This is a genomic window from uncultured Oscillibacter sp., assembly GCF_910584465.1.
Lineage (GTDB): Bacteria > Bacillota > Clostridia > Oscillospirales > Oscillospiraceae > Oscillibacter.
In genome coordinates this window covers 30,798-46,454 of sequence record NZ_CAJUBK010000014.1, presented here as the reverse complement: position 1 = coordinate 46,454, position 15,657 = coordinate 30,798, and the positions used below count along the sequence as shown (strand labels likewise).

At 67.6% G+C, this 15,657-nt stretch carries 19 protein-coding genes and 3 tRNA genes; 12 read left to right on the top strand and 10 right to left on the bottom strand.

Annotated features, from left to right (window positions below):
• The 5 genes from infB to ribF all read left to right on the top strand — a co-directional run.
• Window positions 1-1,095: translation initiation factor IF-2 (gene infB / locus QZ332_RS05515; protein ID WP_295763374.1), on the top strand; the 1,095-nt coding region annotated here is incomplete at its 5' end.
• A gap of 168 nt (window positions 1,096-1,263) precedes the next feature.
• Window positions 1,264-1,650, top strand: a complete 387-nt coding sequence (gene rbfA / locus QZ332_RS05510) for a 30S ribosome-binding factor RbfA (RefSeq protein ID WP_295763373.1) — start codon at window positions 1,264-1,266, stop codon at window positions 1,648-1,650.
• A 2-nt stretch (window positions 1,651-1,652) separates the two neighbouring features.
• Entirely contained in the window at window positions 1,653-2,609 is a 957-nt protein-coding gene (locus QZ332_RS05505; protein WP_295763371.1) for a bifunctional oligoribonuclease/PAP phosphatase NrnA, read from the top strand.
• 14 nt (window positions 2,610-2,623) lie between these two features.
• Entirely contained in the window at window positions 2,624-3,490 is an 867-nt protein-coding gene (gene truB / locus QZ332_RS05500; protein WP_295763369.1) for a tRNA pseudouridine(55) synthase TruB, read from the top strand.
• Window position 3,491: 1 nt separating this feature from the next.
• On the top strand, window positions 3,492-4,397 hold the full coding sequence (gene ribF / locus QZ332_RS05495) for a riboflavin biosynthesis protein RibF (protein WP_295763367.1): 906 nt from the start codon (window positions 3,492-3,494) through the stop codon (window positions 4,395-4,397).
• A gap of 24 nt (window positions 4,398-4,421) precedes the next feature.
• Here the strand turns inward: ribF and QZ332_RS05490 are convergent, their stop codons facing one another.
• The 4 genes from QZ332_RS05490 to QZ332_RS05475 form a co-directional block, all read right to left on the bottom strand.
• Entirely contained in the window at window positions 4,422-6,347 is a 1,926-nt protein-coding gene (locus tag QZ332_RS05490) for a heavy metal translocating P-type ATPase (RefSeq protein ID WP_295763365.1), read from the bottom strand.
• Between the two features lie 178 nt (window positions 6,348-6,525).
• On the bottom strand, window positions 6,526-7,140 hold the full coding sequence (locus QZ332_RS05485; protein ID WP_295763363.1) for a class I SAM-dependent methyltransferase: 615 nt from the start codon (window positions 7,138-7,140) through the stop codon (window positions 6,526-6,528).
• Window positions 7,137-7,355 carry a cation transporter gene (locus QZ332_RS05480; RefSeq protein WP_295763361.1) on the bottom strand — a complete coding sequence of 73 codons (219 nt, stop codon included), beginning with the start codon at window positions 7,353-7,355 and terminating at the stop codon, window positions 7,137-7,139. Before QZ332_RS05480 ends, QZ332_RS05485 begins: the two co-directional genes overlap by 4 nt.
• Before the next feature lie 51 nt (window positions 7,356-7,406).
• Entirely contained in the window at window positions 7,407-7,769 is a 363-nt protein-coding gene (locus QZ332_RS05475) for a metalloregulator ArsR/SmtB family transcription factor (protein WP_295763359.1), read from the bottom strand.
• Between the two features lie 159 nt (window positions 7,770-7,928).
• Between QZ332_RS05475 and QZ332_RS05470 the strand changes: the two genes are divergently transcribed.
• On the top strand, window positions 7,929-8,363 hold the full coding sequence (locus QZ332_RS05470) for a PaaI family thioesterase (protein ID WP_295763357.1): 435 nt from the start codon (window positions 7,929-7,931) through the stop codon (window positions 8,361-8,363).
• 199 nt (window positions 8,364-8,562) lie between these two features.
• Here the strand turns inward: QZ332_RS05470 and QZ332_RS05465 are convergent, their stop codons facing one another.
• Window positions 8,563-9,981: a spore germination protein gene (locus QZ332_RS05465; RefSeq protein ID WP_295763355.1), complete on the bottom strand. Its 1,419-nt coding sequence runs from the start codon at window positions 9,979-9,981 to the stop codon at window positions 8,563-8,565.
• Between the two features lie 213 nt (window positions 9,982-10,194).
• Between QZ332_RS05465 and QZ332_RS05460 the strand changes: the two genes are divergently transcribed.
• Complete coding sequence (locus tag QZ332_RS05460) at window positions 10,195-10,548, top strand: nuclear transport factor 2 family protein (RefSeq protein ID WP_363324022.1); 354 nt, start codon at window positions 10,195-10,197, stop codon at window positions 10,546-10,548.
• A 19-nt stretch (window positions 10,549-10,567) separates the two neighbouring features.
• Here the strand turns inward: QZ332_RS05460 and QZ332_RS05455 are convergent, their stop codons facing one another.
• The gene (locus tag QZ332_RS05455; protein WP_295763352.1) at window positions 10,568-11,365 is read right to left on the bottom strand and encodes a YihY/virulence factor BrkB family protein; all 798 of its coding nucleotides are present in this window, start codon (window positions 11,363-11,365) and stop codon (window positions 10,568-10,570) included.
• Between the two features lie 49 nt (window positions 11,366-11,414).
• Window positions 11,415-11,750, bottom strand: coding sequence for an arsenate reductase family protein (locus QZ332_RS05450; RefSeq protein ID WP_295763350.1), 336 nt, complete (start codon window positions 11,748-11,750; stop codon window positions 11,415-11,417).
• A gap of 56 nt (window positions 11,751-11,806) precedes the next feature.
• Between QZ332_RS05450 and QZ332_RS05445 the strand changes: the two genes are divergently transcribed.
• The 5 genes from QZ332_RS05445 to QZ332_RS05425 all read left to right on the top strand — a co-directional run bounded on the left by QZ332_RS05445 (window position 11,807) and on the right by QZ332_RS05425 (window position 13,392).
• Window positions 11,807-12,523 carry an NAD-dependent protein deacylase gene (locus QZ332_RS05445; protein WP_295763348.1) on the top strand — a complete coding sequence of 239 codons (717 nt, stop codon included), beginning with the start codon at window positions 11,807-11,809 and terminating at the stop codon, window positions 12,521-12,523.
• A gap of 144 nt (window positions 12,524-12,667) precedes the next feature.
• Window positions 12,668-12,753, top strand: a tRNA-Leu gene (locus QZ332_RS05440).
• 32 nt (window positions 12,754-12,785) lie between these two features.
• Window positions 12,786-12,873 (top strand) — tRNA-Leu (locus QZ332_RS05435).
• Between the two features lie 86 nt (window positions 12,874-12,959).
• Window positions 12,960-13,047, top strand: a tRNA-Leu gene (locus QZ332_RS05430).
• A gap of 120 nt (window positions 13,048-13,167) precedes the next feature.
• The gene (locus QZ332_RS05425) at window positions 13,168-13,392 is read left to right on the top strand and encodes a hypothetical protein (RefSeq protein ID WP_295763346.1); all 225 of its coding nucleotides are present in this window, start codon (window positions 13,168-13,170) and stop codon (window positions 13,390-13,392) included.
• Window positions 13,393-13,632: 240 nt separating this feature from the next.
• On the opposite strand, the gene QZ332_RS05420 is transcribed toward QZ332_RS05425, so the two are convergent.
• The 3 genes from QZ332_RS05420 to QZ332_RS05410 are packed head-to-tail and all read right to left on the bottom strand — an operon-like array spanning window position 13,633 to window position 15,652.
• The gene (locus tag QZ332_RS05420; protein WP_295763344.1) at window positions 13,633-14,214 is read right to left on the bottom strand and encodes a hypothetical protein; all 582 of its coding nucleotides are present in this window, start codon (window positions 14,212-14,214) and stop codon (window positions 13,633-13,635) included.
• A 1-nt stretch (window position 14,215) separates the two neighbouring features.
• A complete protein-coding gene (locus tag QZ332_RS05415; RefSeq protein WP_295763343.1) occupies window positions 14,216-15,277 on the bottom strand; it encodes a baseplate J/gp47 family protein in 1,062 nt (353 codons plus the stop codon).
• Between the two features lie 24 nt (window positions 15,278-15,301).
• Window positions 15,302-15,652, bottom strand: a complete 351-nt coding sequence (locus QZ332_RS05410; RefSeq protein WP_295763342.1) for a hypothetical protein — start codon at window positions 15,650-15,652, stop codon at window positions 15,302-15,304.
• Window positions 15,653-15,657 lie beyond the last annotated feature (5 nt).

Below are 15,657 nucleotides of genomic sequence, written 5' to 3'. Positions count from 1 at the left end.
TGGGGCGGCGAGACCATCTGCTGCAAGGTCTCCGCCAAGAAGAACATCGGCATCGACAACCTGCTGGAGATGGTGACCCTCACCGCCGAGATGGCGGAGCTGAAGGCCAACCCCAACCGCGCGGGCCAGGGCACCGTCATCGAGGCCCGCCTGGACAAGGGCCGGGGCCCCGTGGCGACCCTGCTGGTCCAGAACGGCACGCTGAAGCAGGGCGACATCATCATCGCGGGCACCGCCGTGGGCCGCGTGCGGACCATGCTGGACTACAAGGGCGGGCGGCTCACCGAGGCGGGCCCCTCCGTCCCCGTGGAGATCGCGGGCCTCAGCGAGGCCCCCACCGCCGGATCCCCCTTCTTCGCCGTCAGCGACGAGCGCATGGCCCGGGAGCTGGTGGAGCAGCGCAAGGCCGAGGAGCGCGCCAAAGCCGCCGCCCCCGTGCAGAAGGTCAGCCTGGAGAACCTGTTCGACCAGATCCAGGCCGGCGAGCGCAAGGAGCTGGCCCTGATCGTCAAGGCCGACGTGCAGGGCAGCGTGGAGGCCGTGAAGGCGTCGCTGGAGAAGCTCTCCAACGACGAGGTCAACGTCCGCGTGATCCACGGCGGCGTGGGCGCGGTGAACGAGTCCGACGTCATGCTGGCCTCCTCTTCCAACGCCATCATCGTGGGCTTCAACGTCCGGCCCGACGCCGCCGCCCGGGACGGCGCGGCCCGGCAGAACGTGGATATGCGCATGTACCGGGTCATCTACGACTGCATCGACGAGATCACCGCCGCCATGAAGGGCATGCTGGCCCCCAAGTACCGGGAGGCCCTGCTGGGCCATGCGGAGGTCCGCCAGACCTACAAGGTCTCCGGCGTTGGCACCGTGGCCGGTTGCTACGTGCAGGACGGCAAGATCGTGCGGAACTGCTCCGTGCGCCTGGTCCGGGACGGCATCGTCATCCACGAGGGCGCGCTGGCCTCCCTTCAGCGGTTCAAGGACGCCGCCAAGGAGGTCGCCAGCGGCTATGAGTGCGGCCTGACCATCGAGAAGTTCAACGATATCAAAGAAGGCGATATCGTGGAAGGTTATACCATGGAGGAGATCCCGCAGTGAGCGCAAACTAAGGACCGGCATCCGCGGCCGGGGGATGCCGGACGGGCGGAGGAGACCGCCCCTCCGGCGGCCGCGGACAGCGGATGCCGGTCTTAAGGGCGGCGGCACAGCCGCCGCCCTTTCCCCTGCGCCTCGCGGGGCAAGGCCCCCTTTCCAAAGGAGGATACAATGGCTTCGAATCGCATCGACCGGATCAACGACGAGATCCAGCGGGAGCTGGCCGCCCAGATCCGCAGCCTGAAAGACCCCCGCGTCTCGGAGAACGGCATGGTCTCCATCACGCGGGTGGACACCACCAACGACCTGCGCTATGCCAGGGTCTATGTCAGCGTCCTGGACAAGGGCCGGGAGAAGGACGTGCTCAAGGGGCTCAAGTCCGCCTCCGGCTTCCTGCGGCGGGAGCTGGGCCATGCGCTCCAGCTCCGCTGCACGCCGGAGCTCCAGTTCATCGGCGACGACTCCATCCAGCACGGCGCCCACATCCTGGAGCTGCTGCGCAGGGAAGAGGAGAAGGACGCCGCCCGCGGCCCCCGGCCCGCGCCGGAGGAGGGATGACCATGCTCACCATCGCCGGGACCGCCGCCCTGCTGCGGTCCTTCGACAACGTCCTGCTCCTCACCCATGTCCGGCCCGACGGGGACACGGTGGGCTCTGCCGCCGCCCTCTGCGCGGGCCTGCGGGCCCTGGGCAGGACGGCCTACCTCCTGCCCAACGACGGCCTGACGGACACCACCGCCCCCTACTTCCGGCCCTACGCCGCCCCGGAGGGCTTCCGGCCGGAGAAGGTCGTCTCCGCGGACATCGCCGCGACGTCCCTGTTCCCGGAGAACGCCAGGCCCTACGCAGACCGGGTGGACCTGGCGATCGACCACCACCCGTCCTTCCAGCGCTTCGGCAGGGACAACTATGTCCGTACCACCGCCGCCGCCACCGGGGAGATCGTCTACGACATCCTGGCCCGGCTGGGGCCGGTCACGGCGGAGATGGCCCTGCCCCTCTATGTGGCGCTGTCCACCGACTGCGGCTGTTTCGCCTACAGCAACACCACCCCCTACACCCACGCCGTCGCCGCCGCCCTGCTGCGGACCGGCATCGACTACAGGCATGTGAACAAGGTCTTCTTCCGCACCAAGTCGAAAAAGCGGCTGGCCCTGGAGGCCGCCATGCTGGAGGGGATCGAGTACCACGACCGGGACCGCGCCGCCGTGCTGGCGGTGCCCCTGTCCCTGATGGAGCGCCTCCAGGCCGCGGAGGCCGACGCCGAAGACCTCTCCGCCCTGGGCGGGCAGATCGAGGGCGTGGACTGCGCCGTCACCCTGCGGGAGCTCCGCCCGGACGTGTGGAAGGTCTCCCTCCGCACCGGCCCGCGGGTCGACGCCTCCAGGGCCTGCGCCCTGCTGGGGGGCGGCGGACACGCCGCCGCCGCCGGGTGCACCGTGGAGGCCCCCTTCGAGGAGGCCAAGCGCCGCCTGCTGGAGGCCATCGCCCAGGTGGTCCCGGACTTCACTCTATAGATCGGGAGGTCCCCATGCCCAACGGTATCCTCATCATCGACAAGCCCGCCGGATGGACCTCCATGGACGTGTGCGCCAAGGTCCGCGGCCTGCTCCACGAGAAGCGGGTGGGCCACGGCGGGACACTGGACCCCATGGCGACAGGGGTCCTGCCGGTCTTCGTGGGCCGGGCCACCCGGGCGGTGGAGTTCGCCGAGAGCGGCCGGAAAGGATACGACGCCGGCCTCCGCCTGGGCCTCGTCACCGACACCCAGGACGTCACCGGCGAGACCCTGGAGTCCCATCCGGTCTCCGTCCGCCGGGAAGAGCTGGAGGCCGCGCTGGCGCGCTTCCGGGGGGACATCCGGCAGATCCCCCCCATGTACTCCGCCGTCAAGATCCAGGGCCGGAAGCTCTACGAGCTGGCCCGGAAGGGCCGGGAGGTCCCCCGGGAGCCCCGTCCCGTCACCATCTACGAGCTGGAGCTCCTGGAGGCGGAGAGCGAGACGGACTACCGTCTCCGCTGCCTGTGCTCCAAGGGCACCTACATCCGCACCCTCTGCCACGACATCGGCCGGGCCCTGGGCTGCGGCGGAGCGATGTACAGCCTCCGCCGGACGATGGCGGCGGGGTTCACCCTGGCGGACGCCGTCACCCTGGAGGACGTGCGGGAACAGGGCGAGTCCCTCCTCCGCCCCTTGGACAGCCTGTTCGCCCACTGCCCTGCCCTGACGGTCCGGTCCCCGGGCCAGGAGAAGCGGGTCCGAAGCGGGGCCCCCGTCACCCTGCCGGGGACCGCCGACGGCACTTACCGGCTCTACGGCCTGGAGGGGGACCTGCTCTGCCTGTCCCAGGCCAGGGGCGGAGAGCTGAAGGCCATCAAAAATTTCTTTGGAGCGTAGTATGAAAGAACGTGTGATCGCCCTGGGCTTCTTCGACGGGGTCCACCTGGGCCACGCCGCCCTGCTCAAGCGGACGGCGGAGGAGGCCGCCCGCCGGGGCTGCGCTCCCGCCGTGTTCACCTTCGACCGCCCGCCGAAGGAAGTGGTCACCGGGGTCCCCTGCCCCCTCATCAATTCGGCGGAGGACCGCCGGGACCTGGTGAAGCGGCTCTACGGCATCCAGGAGGTCATCCTGGCCCCCTTCGACCGCGAGATGATGACCACCAGCTGGGAGGACTTCGTGACCGAGCTGCTGGTGGGCCGCTGGCACGCCGTCCACCTGGTGGCGGGCCACGACCACCGCTTCGGCCACAAGAACCAGGGCACGCCGGAGCTCCTGAAGGAGAAGTGCGCCCAGCTGGGCCTGGGCTGCGACATCATCCCCCAGGTGACCATCGGGGACATCACGGTCAGCTCCACCTACATCCGCCGTCTCATCGAGCTGGGGCAGGTGGAGCGGGCGAACCGCTTCCTGGGCCACCCCCATACGCTGACGGGGGCGGTGCGCCACGGGCGGGGGCTGGGCTCGTCCCGGCTGTTCCCCACGGCGAACCTGGCGGTGCCGCCCCACGTGCTGGTCCCCAGCCACGGGGTCTACGTCACCCGGGTCTATTTCGAGGACGGGGGCAGCTGTCCCGCCGTCACGAACGTGGGCACCCGGCCCACGGTGAACCGCGGCGCCGACGTGACGGTGGAGGCGTGCCTCCTGGACTTCCAGGGGGACCTGTATGGGCAGACCCTGCGGCTGGAGTTCTATGAGCACCTGCGCCACGAGATCCGCTTCGACTCCCTGGACGCCCTCCGGGCCCAGATCGCCGCCGACGCGGAGACGACGCGGCGCTATTTCAGCGAAGGAAAAAACGGCTGACGTTCTGTCAGCCGTTTTTCATGCTCATTTTCGGAACTCGTCCACCCGCAGGCACCGCATCGCGTTCAAGATCGCGAGGAAGGCCACGCCCACGTCGGCGAAGACGGCCTCCCACATGGTCGCCACGCCGAAGGCCCCCAGCAGCAGCACGGCCCCCTTCACCCCCAGGGCGAACCAGATGTTCTGCTTCACGATGCGCAGGGTCTTCCGGGAGATCCGCATGGCCGTGGCGATCTTGGCCGGGTCGTCGTCCATCAGCACGATGTCCGCGGCCTCGATGGCGGCGTCGGAGCCCAGGGCCCCCATGGCGATGCCGATGTCCGCCCGGGTGAGGACCGGCGCGTCGTTGATCCCGTCCCCCACGAAGGCCAGGGCCGCGCCGGGGGACTTCGCCGCCAGCAGGCCCTCCACCCGCTCCACCTTGTCCGCCGGGAGGAGCTGGGCGTGGTACTCGTCGATCCCCAGCTCCCGGGCCACCGCCTTGGCCGCGGCCTCGGCGTCCCCGGTGAGCATGACGGTCTTTTTCACCCCCGCCGCCTTCAGGCCCTCTACGAGGGTCTTGGCCTCGGGCTTGGGCAGATCCGAGATGAGGATGTGCCCGGCGTAGGCGCCCTCCACCGTCACATGGACGATGGTCCCCGGCAGGTCGCAGGGCTCCCACCGGGCCCCTTCCCTCTCCATCAGGCGGCTGTTGCCGGCGCAGACGGCCTTGCCGTCCACCTTGGCGGTGATGCCGTGCCCGGCGATCTCCTCCACGTCCGTCACCCTCCCGCTGTCGATCTCCTTCCCCCAGGCTTTCCGGAGGGAGAGGGAGATGGGATGGCTGGACCAGCTCTCCGCCAGGGCGGCGTACTCCAGCAGATCCGCCTCGCCGAAGTCCCGGGCCGGGTGCAGGGCGGTGACGGTGAAGCTCCCCTGGGTCAGGGTGCCGGTCTTGTCGAAGACCACGGTCTCCGCCCTGGACAAAAGCTCCAGGTAATTGCTGCCCTTCACCAGGATGCCGCACTTGCCGGCCCCGCCGATGCCGCCGAAGAAGCTCAGGGGCACGGAAATCACCAGCGCGCAGGGGCAGGAGATCACCAGGAAGATCAGCGCCCGGTGGAGCCAGCCGGTCCACACCGTCCCCGCCAGGAAGGCGGGCTGGGACGCCGCCGGCACCACCGCCAGGGCAATGGCGGGCACCAGGAACAGCGCCAGAGCCGCCAGGGTGACACAGGGGGTGTAGTACCGGGCGAAGCGGGTGATGAAGTTCTCGCTGGCGGCCTTCTTCTCCCCGGCGTTCTCCACCAGGTCCAAGATCTTGGAGACGGTGGACTCCTCGCAGGGCTTCGTCACCTTCACCCGCAGGAGGCCGGACTGGTTCACGCAGCCGCTGATGACCGCGTCGCCCACGCCCACGTCCCGGGGGACGGACTCGCCCGTGAGGGCGGCGGTGTCCAGGGCGGACGCGCCCTCGAGGACCTCGCCGTCCAGGGGGACCCGTTCGCCGGGCCGCACCACGATGACGGCCCCGGCCTCCACGTCCTCCGGGTCCACCTCTTCCAAGGAGCCGTCCCCGGCCTCCAGGTTGGCGGTGTCGGGCCGGATGTCCATCAGGGCGGCGATGGACTGGCGGGACTTGCCCACGGCGTAGTCCTGGAACAGTTCGCCGGTCTGGTAGAACAGCATGACGAAGACCGCCTCGGCATACTCCCCGGTGGCGAAGGCCCCCACCGTCGCCAGGGCCATGAGGAAGTTCTCGTCGAAGACCTGGCCGTTGAGGATGTTGCGGACGGCCTTCCACAGGACGTCCCAGCCGATGACGGCATAGGGGACCAGGTATAAGAGCCACAGGAACGCTGCGCCGCCCGCCGGCAGCAGCGCCGGCAGTAGCTCGACGGCGGCCAGCAAAGCCGCCGCCAGGAGGATCCTGTACAGCATCTTCCGCTGTTTGCGGGTGAGGTTTTTCATGGAAGCGCCTCCTTAAAGATCGTTCCCTGCGTTCGAAGCGCGGTCGTGCTATCCTGTAAGCGGCATGGGGCAGGACATGCCGCCCAGCTCATGCGATGAGACCGCCGCCGCTGCGGAGAACGGGCGGCGTCTCTTTGCTTCGAGGCCGGCAGCGCGGCAGGGCCCCGGCGGGAGATGTTCAGCCGGGCTTTCGCAGGACCGCCAGCCCCACGGGCAGGCGGCCGGGGATGACCTCCACAGTTACCCGGCCCAGCCCCAGGCGCTCCAGGAACATCCGGTAGGTCTCGGGGGTAAAGGCGTGCTCATAGTGGAAGCCCACTCCCTGATAGATCCGGATCATGCTCCCGTAGGCCGTCCCCACCTTTCCCTGGAGGTACGTGGGCAGGATGAGCCGCCCGCCCGGGGCGGTCACCCGCCACAGCTCCCGGACCGCCGCTTCCGGCTCCGGGAGCAGGTGGAGCACGTTGGCGGCGATGACCGCGTCAAAACGGCCGTCCGGGTCCGGCAAAGCGCACACGTCCCGGCGGGCAAAGCGCAAATGGGAAAGCCCCCGGCGGCGCGCCTTCCGTTCCGCCCGCTTCAGCATGGCCTCCGACAGGTCCGTGCAGAGGACGGAAGCGGCCCGCTCCGCCGCCGCCAGGGAAAACCGCCCCGTTCCGGCGGCGCAGTCCAGCACATCGGCCCCGGCCGGGATCAGCTCCGCCGCTCGGGCGGCGGCGGCGGTGTTCGCGCGCCGGTCGGTCCACTGGGCAAGATCATAAAACGGGGCCCAGCGGTCCCAAAACGATCTCACAGGTTGATGACGCAGTCGGGCTCCACCTTTTTGCAGACGGAGACGATCTCCTTCATGATGTCGTCGAACCGGGCGTCGTCCGCGTCCACGGTCATCTTCTGGGCCATGAAGCTGACGGTGGCGTCGTTCACGCCGTCGATCTTCTTGATGGCGGCTTCCATTTTGGCGGCGCAGTTGGCGCAGTCCAGGTCGGTGAGCTTGAAACGCTTTTTCATGGTGATCTTCCTCCTGATATGTTCATATGTCTTCGCATAGGGGAAACGAGGTCACTCCCGGACGTGCTCCAGCCCCTGGTCGATGATGGTCTTCACATGGTCGTCCGCCAGGGAGTAGAACACCGTCTTGCCCTCCCGGCGAGACTTCACCAGCCGGGCGTTCTTCAGGGCCCGGAGCTGGTGGGAGATGGCCGACTGGGTCATGCCCAGCAGCGCCGCGATGTCGCACACGCACATCTCCGCCTCGAAGAGCACGTACAGGATGCGGACCCGGGTGGAGTCCCCGAAGATGCGGAACAGCTCCGTCAGGTCATAGAGCGTGTCCTCCCCCGGCAGTTCCCGCCGGACCTTCTCCACGATGTCCTCATGGGCGTGGATGAAGTCGCAGCACTCCACGGTATAACGGTCCTCCATGGTCCGCCTCCTTTCAGTTGAACATCTGAACGAGTGTTCATATGTTCATTATACTCAGCCGCCCTGCTTTGTCAACCCCCTTTTCAAAAAAAGTGGAGATCCGTCCCGCCTTGTGGTATACTGTCGCTGGATACGAGTTCTAAGCAAGGAGGTCTTCTGATGGAGGACATGGAAAAACTGCGGCTGGAGACCCTGCAGCTGGGGTCCAACGCCTTCACGGTCTACAATTCCATCCAGCTGGAGTCCGCGGAGCCGGACCACGTGGTCTACCGTCTGGACATCCGGCCCGAGAGCCGGAACCCTTACGGCATGGTCCACGGCGGGGCGCTCTACACCCTGGCGGACGACGCCGCCGGAGGCACCGCCCACAGCGACGGGCGGCACTACGTGACCCAGAGCGGGGGCCTGCACTTCCTGGACAACCGGGCCCACGGGACCATCCGGGCCGCCGGGCGGGTCCGCCACCGGGGGCGCTCCACCGTCCTGATCGCCGTGGACATCACCGACGAGGCCGGGGCCCTGCTGGCGACGGGGGAGTTCACCTATTTCTGCGTGGATGCCAGGCGCATGGCGGAGCGGGCGGAGGAAACGTAAGGCCCGTGCCCATGGCCGCGGGGGCTTTGCTCCTGCCGGGGGGCTCCCCTCCGCGGGACAACGCCCGCCGGGGCGCCTGAGGGACGGCGGGAGGCCGTCCGGGCGGCGCCGCAGGGCCGCAGACACCGAAAAGCAGGCCCCCGGCCGGGAACGGCCGAGGGCCTGTCAGGGTCTCAAAAAGCAGTCCGGGCCGGGCGGCTCAGGTATTGTCCCGGCTGATCGGCTCCCGCACCAGCAGACGGCGCAGGGCCTTGGCGTTGAAGGGGATCAGGGGATACAGATAGCCCCTGCCCACCAGGGGCTTGGTGGTCGCCAGCAGGACGAGGATGCCCAATATGCCCAGGCCATAGCCCCACACGTCGAAGACCGCCGTCAGCAGCAGCAGCGCCACCCGCAGCAGCTTGAAGGCATAGCCCATCTCATAGCTGGGCTGGGCGAAGCTGGCCACGGACACGAAGGCCATATACACCAGCACCTCCGGCCCCAGCCAGCCCGCCTGGACGGCGAAGTCGCCCAGGATCAGCGCCCCCAGCATGGAGAAGGAGTTGGACAGCGAGTCCGGCGTGTTCAGGGACGCCAGCTTCAGCACGTCCACCAGGAACTCCACCACCAAAAGCTGCCACAGCAGCCCCAGCGCCGCCGGCTCCGGCGAGGAGAGGAACTCCAGCCACTCCGGCAGCCGCCCCGCCTCCTTGACCATCAGATACCAGGTGGGCGTGATCAGCAGGGAGATCAGGAACACCACGATGCGCAGCAGCCGGAGATAGGTCCCCACCAGGGGCGGGAAATAGAACTCGTTGGCCTCCTGGGTGAAGTCGAAGAACGTGGTGGGCAGGATCATCACCGACGGGGAGTTGTCCACCATCAGCACCACGTTGCCCTCCATGACGCTGGCGGCGGCGCTGTCGGGCCGCTCCGTATAGCGGACCTTGGGGAAGGGGTTGTACCACTGCCTGGGCCGGATGGCCTCCGCCAGGCTCTCCTGGGCCATGGAGAGGGAGTTCACGTCGATGCCCCGGAGCTTTTGCCGGATGTCCTCCAGGAGCCGGCGGTCCGCCTTGTCCTCCAGGTAGCACAGCACCGCGTCGGTGTGGGAGCGCCTGCCCAGCTTGACGCCCTCCATCGTCAGGCGGGGGTCCCGGATGCGGCGGCGGAGCAGGGCCATGTTGGGCACCACCGCCTCCACGAAGCCGTCGTGGGATCCCCGGAGGACCTTGCCGTCCGGCGGCTCCTCCACGCCCCGGCCGGGGTAATCCTTGGCGTCGATCTGGGCCGAGCCGCGGAGCCCCTCCACCAGCAGGAGGCTCTTGCCCGCCAGCACGGCGGTGACGGCCTCGTCGAAGTCGAAGCCCACGTCCACCTCCGAGAAGGAGATGAAGCGGTCGGCGAAGTCCTTCATCTCGCTCAGGCCGTCCAGGGCGTCCCCCGGCAGGGAGAGCCAGAAGGCCCCCATGCGCTCCAGGGTCTCGTCCTTGCCGTAGCCGTCCACGACCCAGATCCGGGCCCTGCGGCCCGCGATGATATAGTCCCGGCTGACCATGTCCACGCTGCGCCCGACCCCCAGGGCCTGGTCGAAGCCCCGGATGCTTTCCATGTAATTATCCGATATCGTTCCCATGCGCCACCTCCAAGAATGGGAGTAGTATGCACGGGATGGGGACGCTTATCCATAAAAAAAGACCGCCTCCCGGGACGAGACGGTCCCCCGGCGGGCCCGGTCCGGCCGGGCGGGCCCCCGGACAGGGAAGCCGCCCCTTCCCAGGGGCCCGGGTCTGTGGTATCATAGGTACAGCAGGTCCGGAACACATTTTGAAAAGGAGGTCCCATCATGCTGAGGCCGAAAGAACTCGTCCGATCGTGGGTAGACGCCTTCAACGCCGGGGACGCGGACGCCCTCGCCGCCCTGTACCACGACGACGCGGTCAACCACCAGGTCGCCAACGACCCGGTCTGCGGCCGCGCCGCCATCCGCGAGATGTTCGCGGAAGAATTCTCCGCCGCCGAGATGGTCTGTATCGTGGAGCACCTGTTCGAAGACGGGCAGTGGGCGATCCTGGAGTGGCGGGACCCGCTGGGCCTGCGCGGGTGCGGCTTTTTCCAGGTGGTCAACGGGAAGATCGTGTCCCAGCGGGGCTATTGGGACAAGCTCTCCTTCCTGCGCCAGCACGGCCTCCCGATCGAGTGACGGGGCGCGCCGGGGCCCCTCAGCCCTCCCGCTCCTTCCACAAGGCCACCAGCGTACCGTTCAGCTCCGCCCCCAGGATCAGCACGTTGGCGGACATGTACAGCCAGATCATCAGCACGATCACCGTGCCGATCGACCCGTAGAGCAGGGAGTAGTTGGCGAAATTGTCCACATACATGGCGTACAGCCAGCTCAGGGCCATCCACACCGCCAGGGCCGCCAGGGTCCCCGGCCAGAGGTCCCGCCAGGGCCGGCGACCGTCCTGGGCCAGGGCGTAGAGGAAGAACAGGGCGAAATACCCCACCACCGCCGCCGCCGGGAAGCGCATCCGCGCCCACAGCTCCGCCACGAACAGCGGGAGGCGGAAGTTCCCCACGGCGTAGCCCAGCAGCCGGTCGCCCACGGTCATGAGGGTCAGCGTCAGGGCGATGGCCGAGATCAGCACCACGGTATAGAGCAGGGTCTTCAGCCGGTGGATCACCGCCCGCTTCGGCGGGCCCAGGTGATAGGCCGTCCGCACGGAGACCATCAGGGCATTGGTGGCCCGCATGGGGAACCAGATGGAGAAGAACAGGCCGAACAGCAGCAGCTGAGGACTGGGGTCCGCCCCCACGTGGAGCAGGTAGGCCCGGATGATGTCCACGATATCCCGGGGCAGGAACTCTCCCAGGGCCAGCAAGATCGCGGTGACGTTCAGGTCCAGCAGGCCCAGCAGGGCGCTGATGAAGATCAGGAACGGGAAGATCATGAACAGCAGGTAGAACGCCAGCGCCGCGCTCTGGACGCCCACGCCGTGGCGGAAATAGCGCTGGATCAAAAGATATGCCCCTCTGGGCAGTCTGCGGGTCCAGGATGTCACGAAGCACTCACTCCCACTCCTCCCAGATCTCGGGATGGTATCCCACGGTGGCCTCCCTGCCGTTGCGGACGATGGGCGTCCGGAAAAGCGCCGGGTGCTCCAGCAGCTTCTCCTCCCGGGCGGCGGGGGCGATGTAAGCCATGTACAGCTCCTCATAGGCCCGGCCCTCCGTGTCGACCAGGGCCTCGAAGCCAACTTTCTGCTTGACGGACTGGTACTCTCTGGGGGATAATCCTTTCGAGGGCAGATCGATGTACTGGAACTTGATCCGGCGCTCCTTGAACCAGCGCTGGGCCTTTTTCGTGTCGAAGCACTTGGAGGAACCGAAGATCTGGATGTTCATAACGCGTTCTCCTTTGCGTCTGTCCCAATGATTATAATCCGTGGGGAGGTATTTTTATGACGGAAGCAGTCGAGACCCTGAAGGCATGGGTGGAAGCGTCCCGGCAGATCGTCTTCTTCGGCGGCGCCGGGGTCAGCACGGAGTCCGGCATCCCGGATTTCCGTTCCACCGGCGGGCTCTACCACCAGGAGTGGAAGTATCCGCCTGAGGTCATTTTAAGCCATACCTTCTACAAAAGCAACCCCGAAGAGTTCTTCCGCTTCTACCGGGCCAAGATGCTGGCTCCGGAGGCCAAGCCCAACGCCGCCCACAAAAAGCTGGCGGAGTGGGAAGCGGCGGGGAAGCTGACCGCCGTGGTCACGCAGAACATCGACGGCCTCCACCAGGCCGCCGGGAGCCGGCATGTCTGCGAGCTCCACGGCAGCGTCCACCGCAACCACTGCGAGCGGTGCGGGAAGTCCTATGGCCTGGACTTCATCCTGAACGGGAGCGGCATCCCCCGGTGCAGCTGCGGCGGCATCGTCAAGCCGGACGTGGTGCTCTACGAGGAGGGGCTGGACCAGGACGTGATGGACGACGCGGTGAGCTCCATCGCCAGGGCGGACCTGCTGATCGTCGGCGGCACCTCGCTGAACGTCTGGCCGGCGGCGGGGCTCATCAACTACTTCCGGGGGGACCGGCTGGCGCTGATCAACAAGTCCGCCGTGGCCCGGGACCTTTCCGCCGGACTGGTCATCACGGACCCCATCGGGGAGGTCATGGCGCGGTTGTGAAGCGGCGAAGGAGCGTCCCTCCGCCCAAGGCGCGGAGAGACGCTCCAAGGAAAAAAATCGGGAAAAACCGAAAATGGGTGTTGACAACCAGGGCGGTTCTGGCTATAATAATCAAGCAGTCTTTTCTGGGAGACGCAAGATCATGCGGCTGTGCTGGAACTGGTAGACAGGCCAGCTTGAGGTGCTGGTGTCGTATCGACGTGTGGGTTCAAGTCCCGTCAGCCGCACCATAGGTCCTCCTCAGGAAGACCTCGCACACCATGCGCGAGTGGTGGAATTGGCAGACTCGCTAGATTCAGGTTCTAGTGTCCTTTACGGACGTGCGGGTTCAAGTCCCGCCTCGCGCACCAGGATGAAAACCGGGGTCCCGTCTCATACGGGGCGGGACCTGGTTTCATGCTCCGTCCGGCGGACCATCACAAGTTCATATCAATGCGCGCGAGTGGTGGAATTGGCAGACTCGCTAGATTCAGGTTCTAGTGTCCTTTACGGACGTGCGGGTTCAAGTCCCGCCTCGCGCACCAGAAAAACGAGACAGGCGATGCCTGTCTCGTTTTTCTGGCGCCCCGCCCTCCCCGTATCCCCGTTCTCTCCTCTCCGTGATGGCACGGAGACCACACCATATCAAGGAGGACAGCAGCGCCATGGCATTTTCAAGAGGAGACCTGACAGAGGCCAAGCGGCAGATCGACTCCACCCTCCACAAGCTGCGGCAGACCGTTTCCACGCTCCAGGCGAAGGAACGCCCCGAGCGCTATAGACCGCAGATCACCCTGGCCCTTCGGCGGATAAGGGCCTTCGAGATCGCAGCGCACCTGATCGAGGACGAGCTTTCGCGAACAGGAGATCCCGATCAAAAAGGCGGCTGACCGGAAGGTCCGCCGCCTCAGGCTGTCGAAAAGTCTTTTCGACAGCCTGAGCAAGTTTTCAGAACTTTCAAAAAAGTTCTGAAAACTTATTTATCGAAAACGAAAGGGACCCTTCCTGGGTCCCTCTCGTAGCTCTCTTCCTTCCCATCGATGTAGTTCTCTCTACTTTTTCGACAGGCTGAGGCGGCTGACCGGAAGGTCCGCCGCCTTTCTCCATGCTCCGCCCCGTCCGGCAAAGCCTCATCCCTCTTCCTGCTCCGGCGGGACCGCCAGCTGGAACCCCTCCCAGTCGTATCCCTCCGCCTCCACGGCCCCCCAGGTGTAGCCCTCCCCCTCGCACTCTCCCCAGGTGAGATACCGGAACGAGAACTCCACCCCCAGATGGCAGGGCAGGATATCCATCACGATCTTCTCGATCTGTTCGAACTCCGGCGGGACGCCCGCCGTGCCGGGGAACTCCACCCGGACCTGGTTCGTCCCCGTCTCGATGACCCGGGCCCAGATGCCGCAGCCCCGTATCGTCCTGTCGATGGCCTCCGGGGTCAGGCTGTCCCCATCGATCTGCAGCAGCGCCGCGATCGCCGCCCGGCGCTCTTTCGGCGTCGCCGCGGCGGGGCGGCGGAGGAACAGCGCCTCCCGCCGGCTCAGGCCCTCACCCTCCGCCGTGGCGGTGACGCTCTCCCGCTCCACGTCCTCCAGACGCTCCGCCACGAAGTCCAGCCCCCTGCCCAAGGCGCAGATCTCCGCCCCGCTGAGGGACTCCCGGTCCAGCCGGTAGACGCCCAGCGGGGCCAGCAGCGCCCTCAAATACTCCTCGTACATGTCACGCCTCCGTCAGCTCCGTCACATCCAGCGTCCCCAGCACCGGCAGCACCATGCTGTTCGCCGGGAGGTCCGCCGCCGGGGAGGTGAACCGGTAGTTCTCCACGCCCTCCACGTGATAAAGCCGATCCCCCAGCTCCGCCAGGCGCACCGCCTTGCCCAGCAGCCGCCCGCCGAAAAGACCGGCGATCGCCCGCCGCGCGGACTCCAGCACCGCCTCCTTGTCCGCCCCCTCCTTGGGGGCCACCTTGACCGCCACGTCCACCGTCTCCGCAGTGGGGGCCAGGACCTTCACCGTCACCGCGATCTCCCGCTTCTCCTGCAGCTCCGCCCGCAGCCCCTCCAGCAGCTCCGCGTCCGGCAGGCCCTTCTCCCCCGTGACGTAGACGTTCACCGTCCCCGGCCCTTCCGCCCGGCCCACGGCCTTCGCCGCCGTCACGCCGGGATAGCGCATGGCCGTCGTCTCATACCAGGCCGTGTTGGCCCCGTTGGGCAGCCGCTGATAGCTCTCCAAGATCCGCGCCCGGAAGGTCTCGTCATCCTCCTCGTCCGCGCCGCCGGTGAAGGCGCCGGGGTTCGTCACCGCGGTCACCGCCAGGGGGCAGGCCGTCAAAAACCGCACCGCCCCCGGCACCACGTTGCCCCCCGTCCCGGCCTCCACGGCCTCGGCCGGGGCGTCGGCATACAGCGTCCCCTCCCGGAGCACCGCGTCCGCCGTGGTCCTGACCCGGACCTCCTCCGCCGTCATGCACACCGTCCCCGCCGGGATGGCGATGTCCATGGCCGGGGCCGCCGCCACGGAGAAGCGCAGCACGCCGCCCGACCGGACCGCCTTCAGCCGCTCCAGCCCCCGCATGGTCCCATGCCGGTCCAGGAAGGCCCCCTGGGCCGTCTGGGGGAAGCTCTGGTCCAGCACCCAGTCTGCCTGCATCTCCAGGGCCTGGAGCTCCGCCGCCGCGGCCCACAGCCGGACCGCCAGGTCGCAGCCCGCCTCCGGCGTGAAGCCCGCCCGTGCGCGGAAGTCCGCCAGCAGTCCCTCATAGATCGTCTCGATGGTCCGCAAATCCTCTCCTCCTTCCCCTGGCGCTCAGACCAGGACCTCCACCGTCACCGGCAGCGGCTCCCCCTGATAGCGCAGCCGCGCCGTCACCGATGCCGTCCCGGCCGGGCCCGGCTCCAGCGTCACGTCCTCCACCGTCACCGGCTCCTCCGCCAGCGCCTCGGCCACATACTGCCGGGCGGCGGCGGGCCGTTCCAAGGCGGGGACCCTCCCCAGCTCCCACAGGCGGCTCCCCAGCTCCTCCCAGAAGGGGAAGGCCCCCCTCCTGGCCGTCAGGCGGAAGAGCACCCTCTGCAGCAGGGCCTCCCGGCCCCGGACCCGGCGCAGGCCCCCCACGCCGTCGGCGACATAGTCCCCGTCCCTCAGTTCCAGTTCCATCGTCT

What these genes read in the sequence shown, in the direction of transcription:
- rbfA (WP_295763373.1), top strand. Translation starts at nt 1,264, where the DNA reads ATGGCTTCGAATCGCATCGACCGGATCAACGACGAGATCCAGCGGGAG.
- QZ332_RS05505 (WP_295763371.1), top strand. Translation starts at nt 1,653, where the DNA reads ATGCTCACCATCGCCGGGACCGCCGCCCTGCTGCGGTCCTTCGACAAC.
- truB (WP_295763369.1), top strand. Translation starts at nt 2,624, where the DNA reads ATGCCCAACGGTATCCTCATCATCGACAAGCCCGCCGGATGGACCTCC.
- ribF (WP_295763367.1), top strand. Translation starts at nt 3,492, where the DNA reads ATGAAAGAACGTGTGATCGCCCTGGGCTTCTTCGACGGGGTCCACCTG.
- QZ332_RS05490 (WP_295763365.1), bottom strand. Translation starts at nt 6,347, where the DNA reads ATGAAAAACCTCACCCGCAAACAGCGGAAGATGCTGTACAGGATCCTC.
- QZ332_RS05480 (WP_295763361.1), bottom strand. Translation starts at nt 7,355, where the DNA reads ATGAAAAAGCGTTTCAAGCTCACCGACCTGGACTGCGCCAACTGCGCC.
- QZ332_RS05475 (WP_295763359.1), bottom strand. Translation starts at nt 7,769, where the DNA reads ATGGAGGACCGTTATACCGTGGAGTGCTGCGACTTCATCCACGCCCAT.
- QZ332_RS05470 (WP_295763357.1), top strand. Translation starts at nt 7,929, where the DNA reads ATGGAGGACATGGAAAAACTGCGGCTGGAGACCCTGCAGCTGGGGTCC.
- QZ332_RS05465 (WP_295763355.1), bottom strand. Translation starts at nt 9,981, where the DNA reads ATGGGAACGATATCGGATAATTACATGGAAAGCATCCGGGGCTTCGAC.
- QZ332_RS05450 (WP_295763350.1), bottom strand. Translation starts at nt 11,750, where the DNA reads ATGAACATCCAGATCTTCGGTTCCTCCAAGTGCTTCGACACGAAAAAG.
- QZ332_RS05445 (WP_295763348.1), top strand. Translation starts at nt 11,807, where the DNA reads ATGACGGAAGCAGTCGAGACCCTGAAGGCATGGGTGGAAGCGTCCCGG.
- QZ332_RS05425 (WP_295763346.1), top strand. Translation starts at nt 13,168, where the DNA reads ATGGCATTTTCAAGAGGAGACCTGACAGAGGCCAAGCGGCAGATCGAC.
- QZ332_RS05420 (WP_295763344.1), bottom strand. Translation starts at nt 14,214, where the DNA reads ATGTACGAGGAGTATTTGAGGGCGCTGCTGGCCCCGCTGGGCGTCTAC.
- QZ332_RS05410 (WP_295763342.1), bottom strand. Translation starts at nt 15,652, where the DNA reads ATGGAACTGGAACTGAGGGACGGGGACTATGTCGCCGACGGCGTGGGG.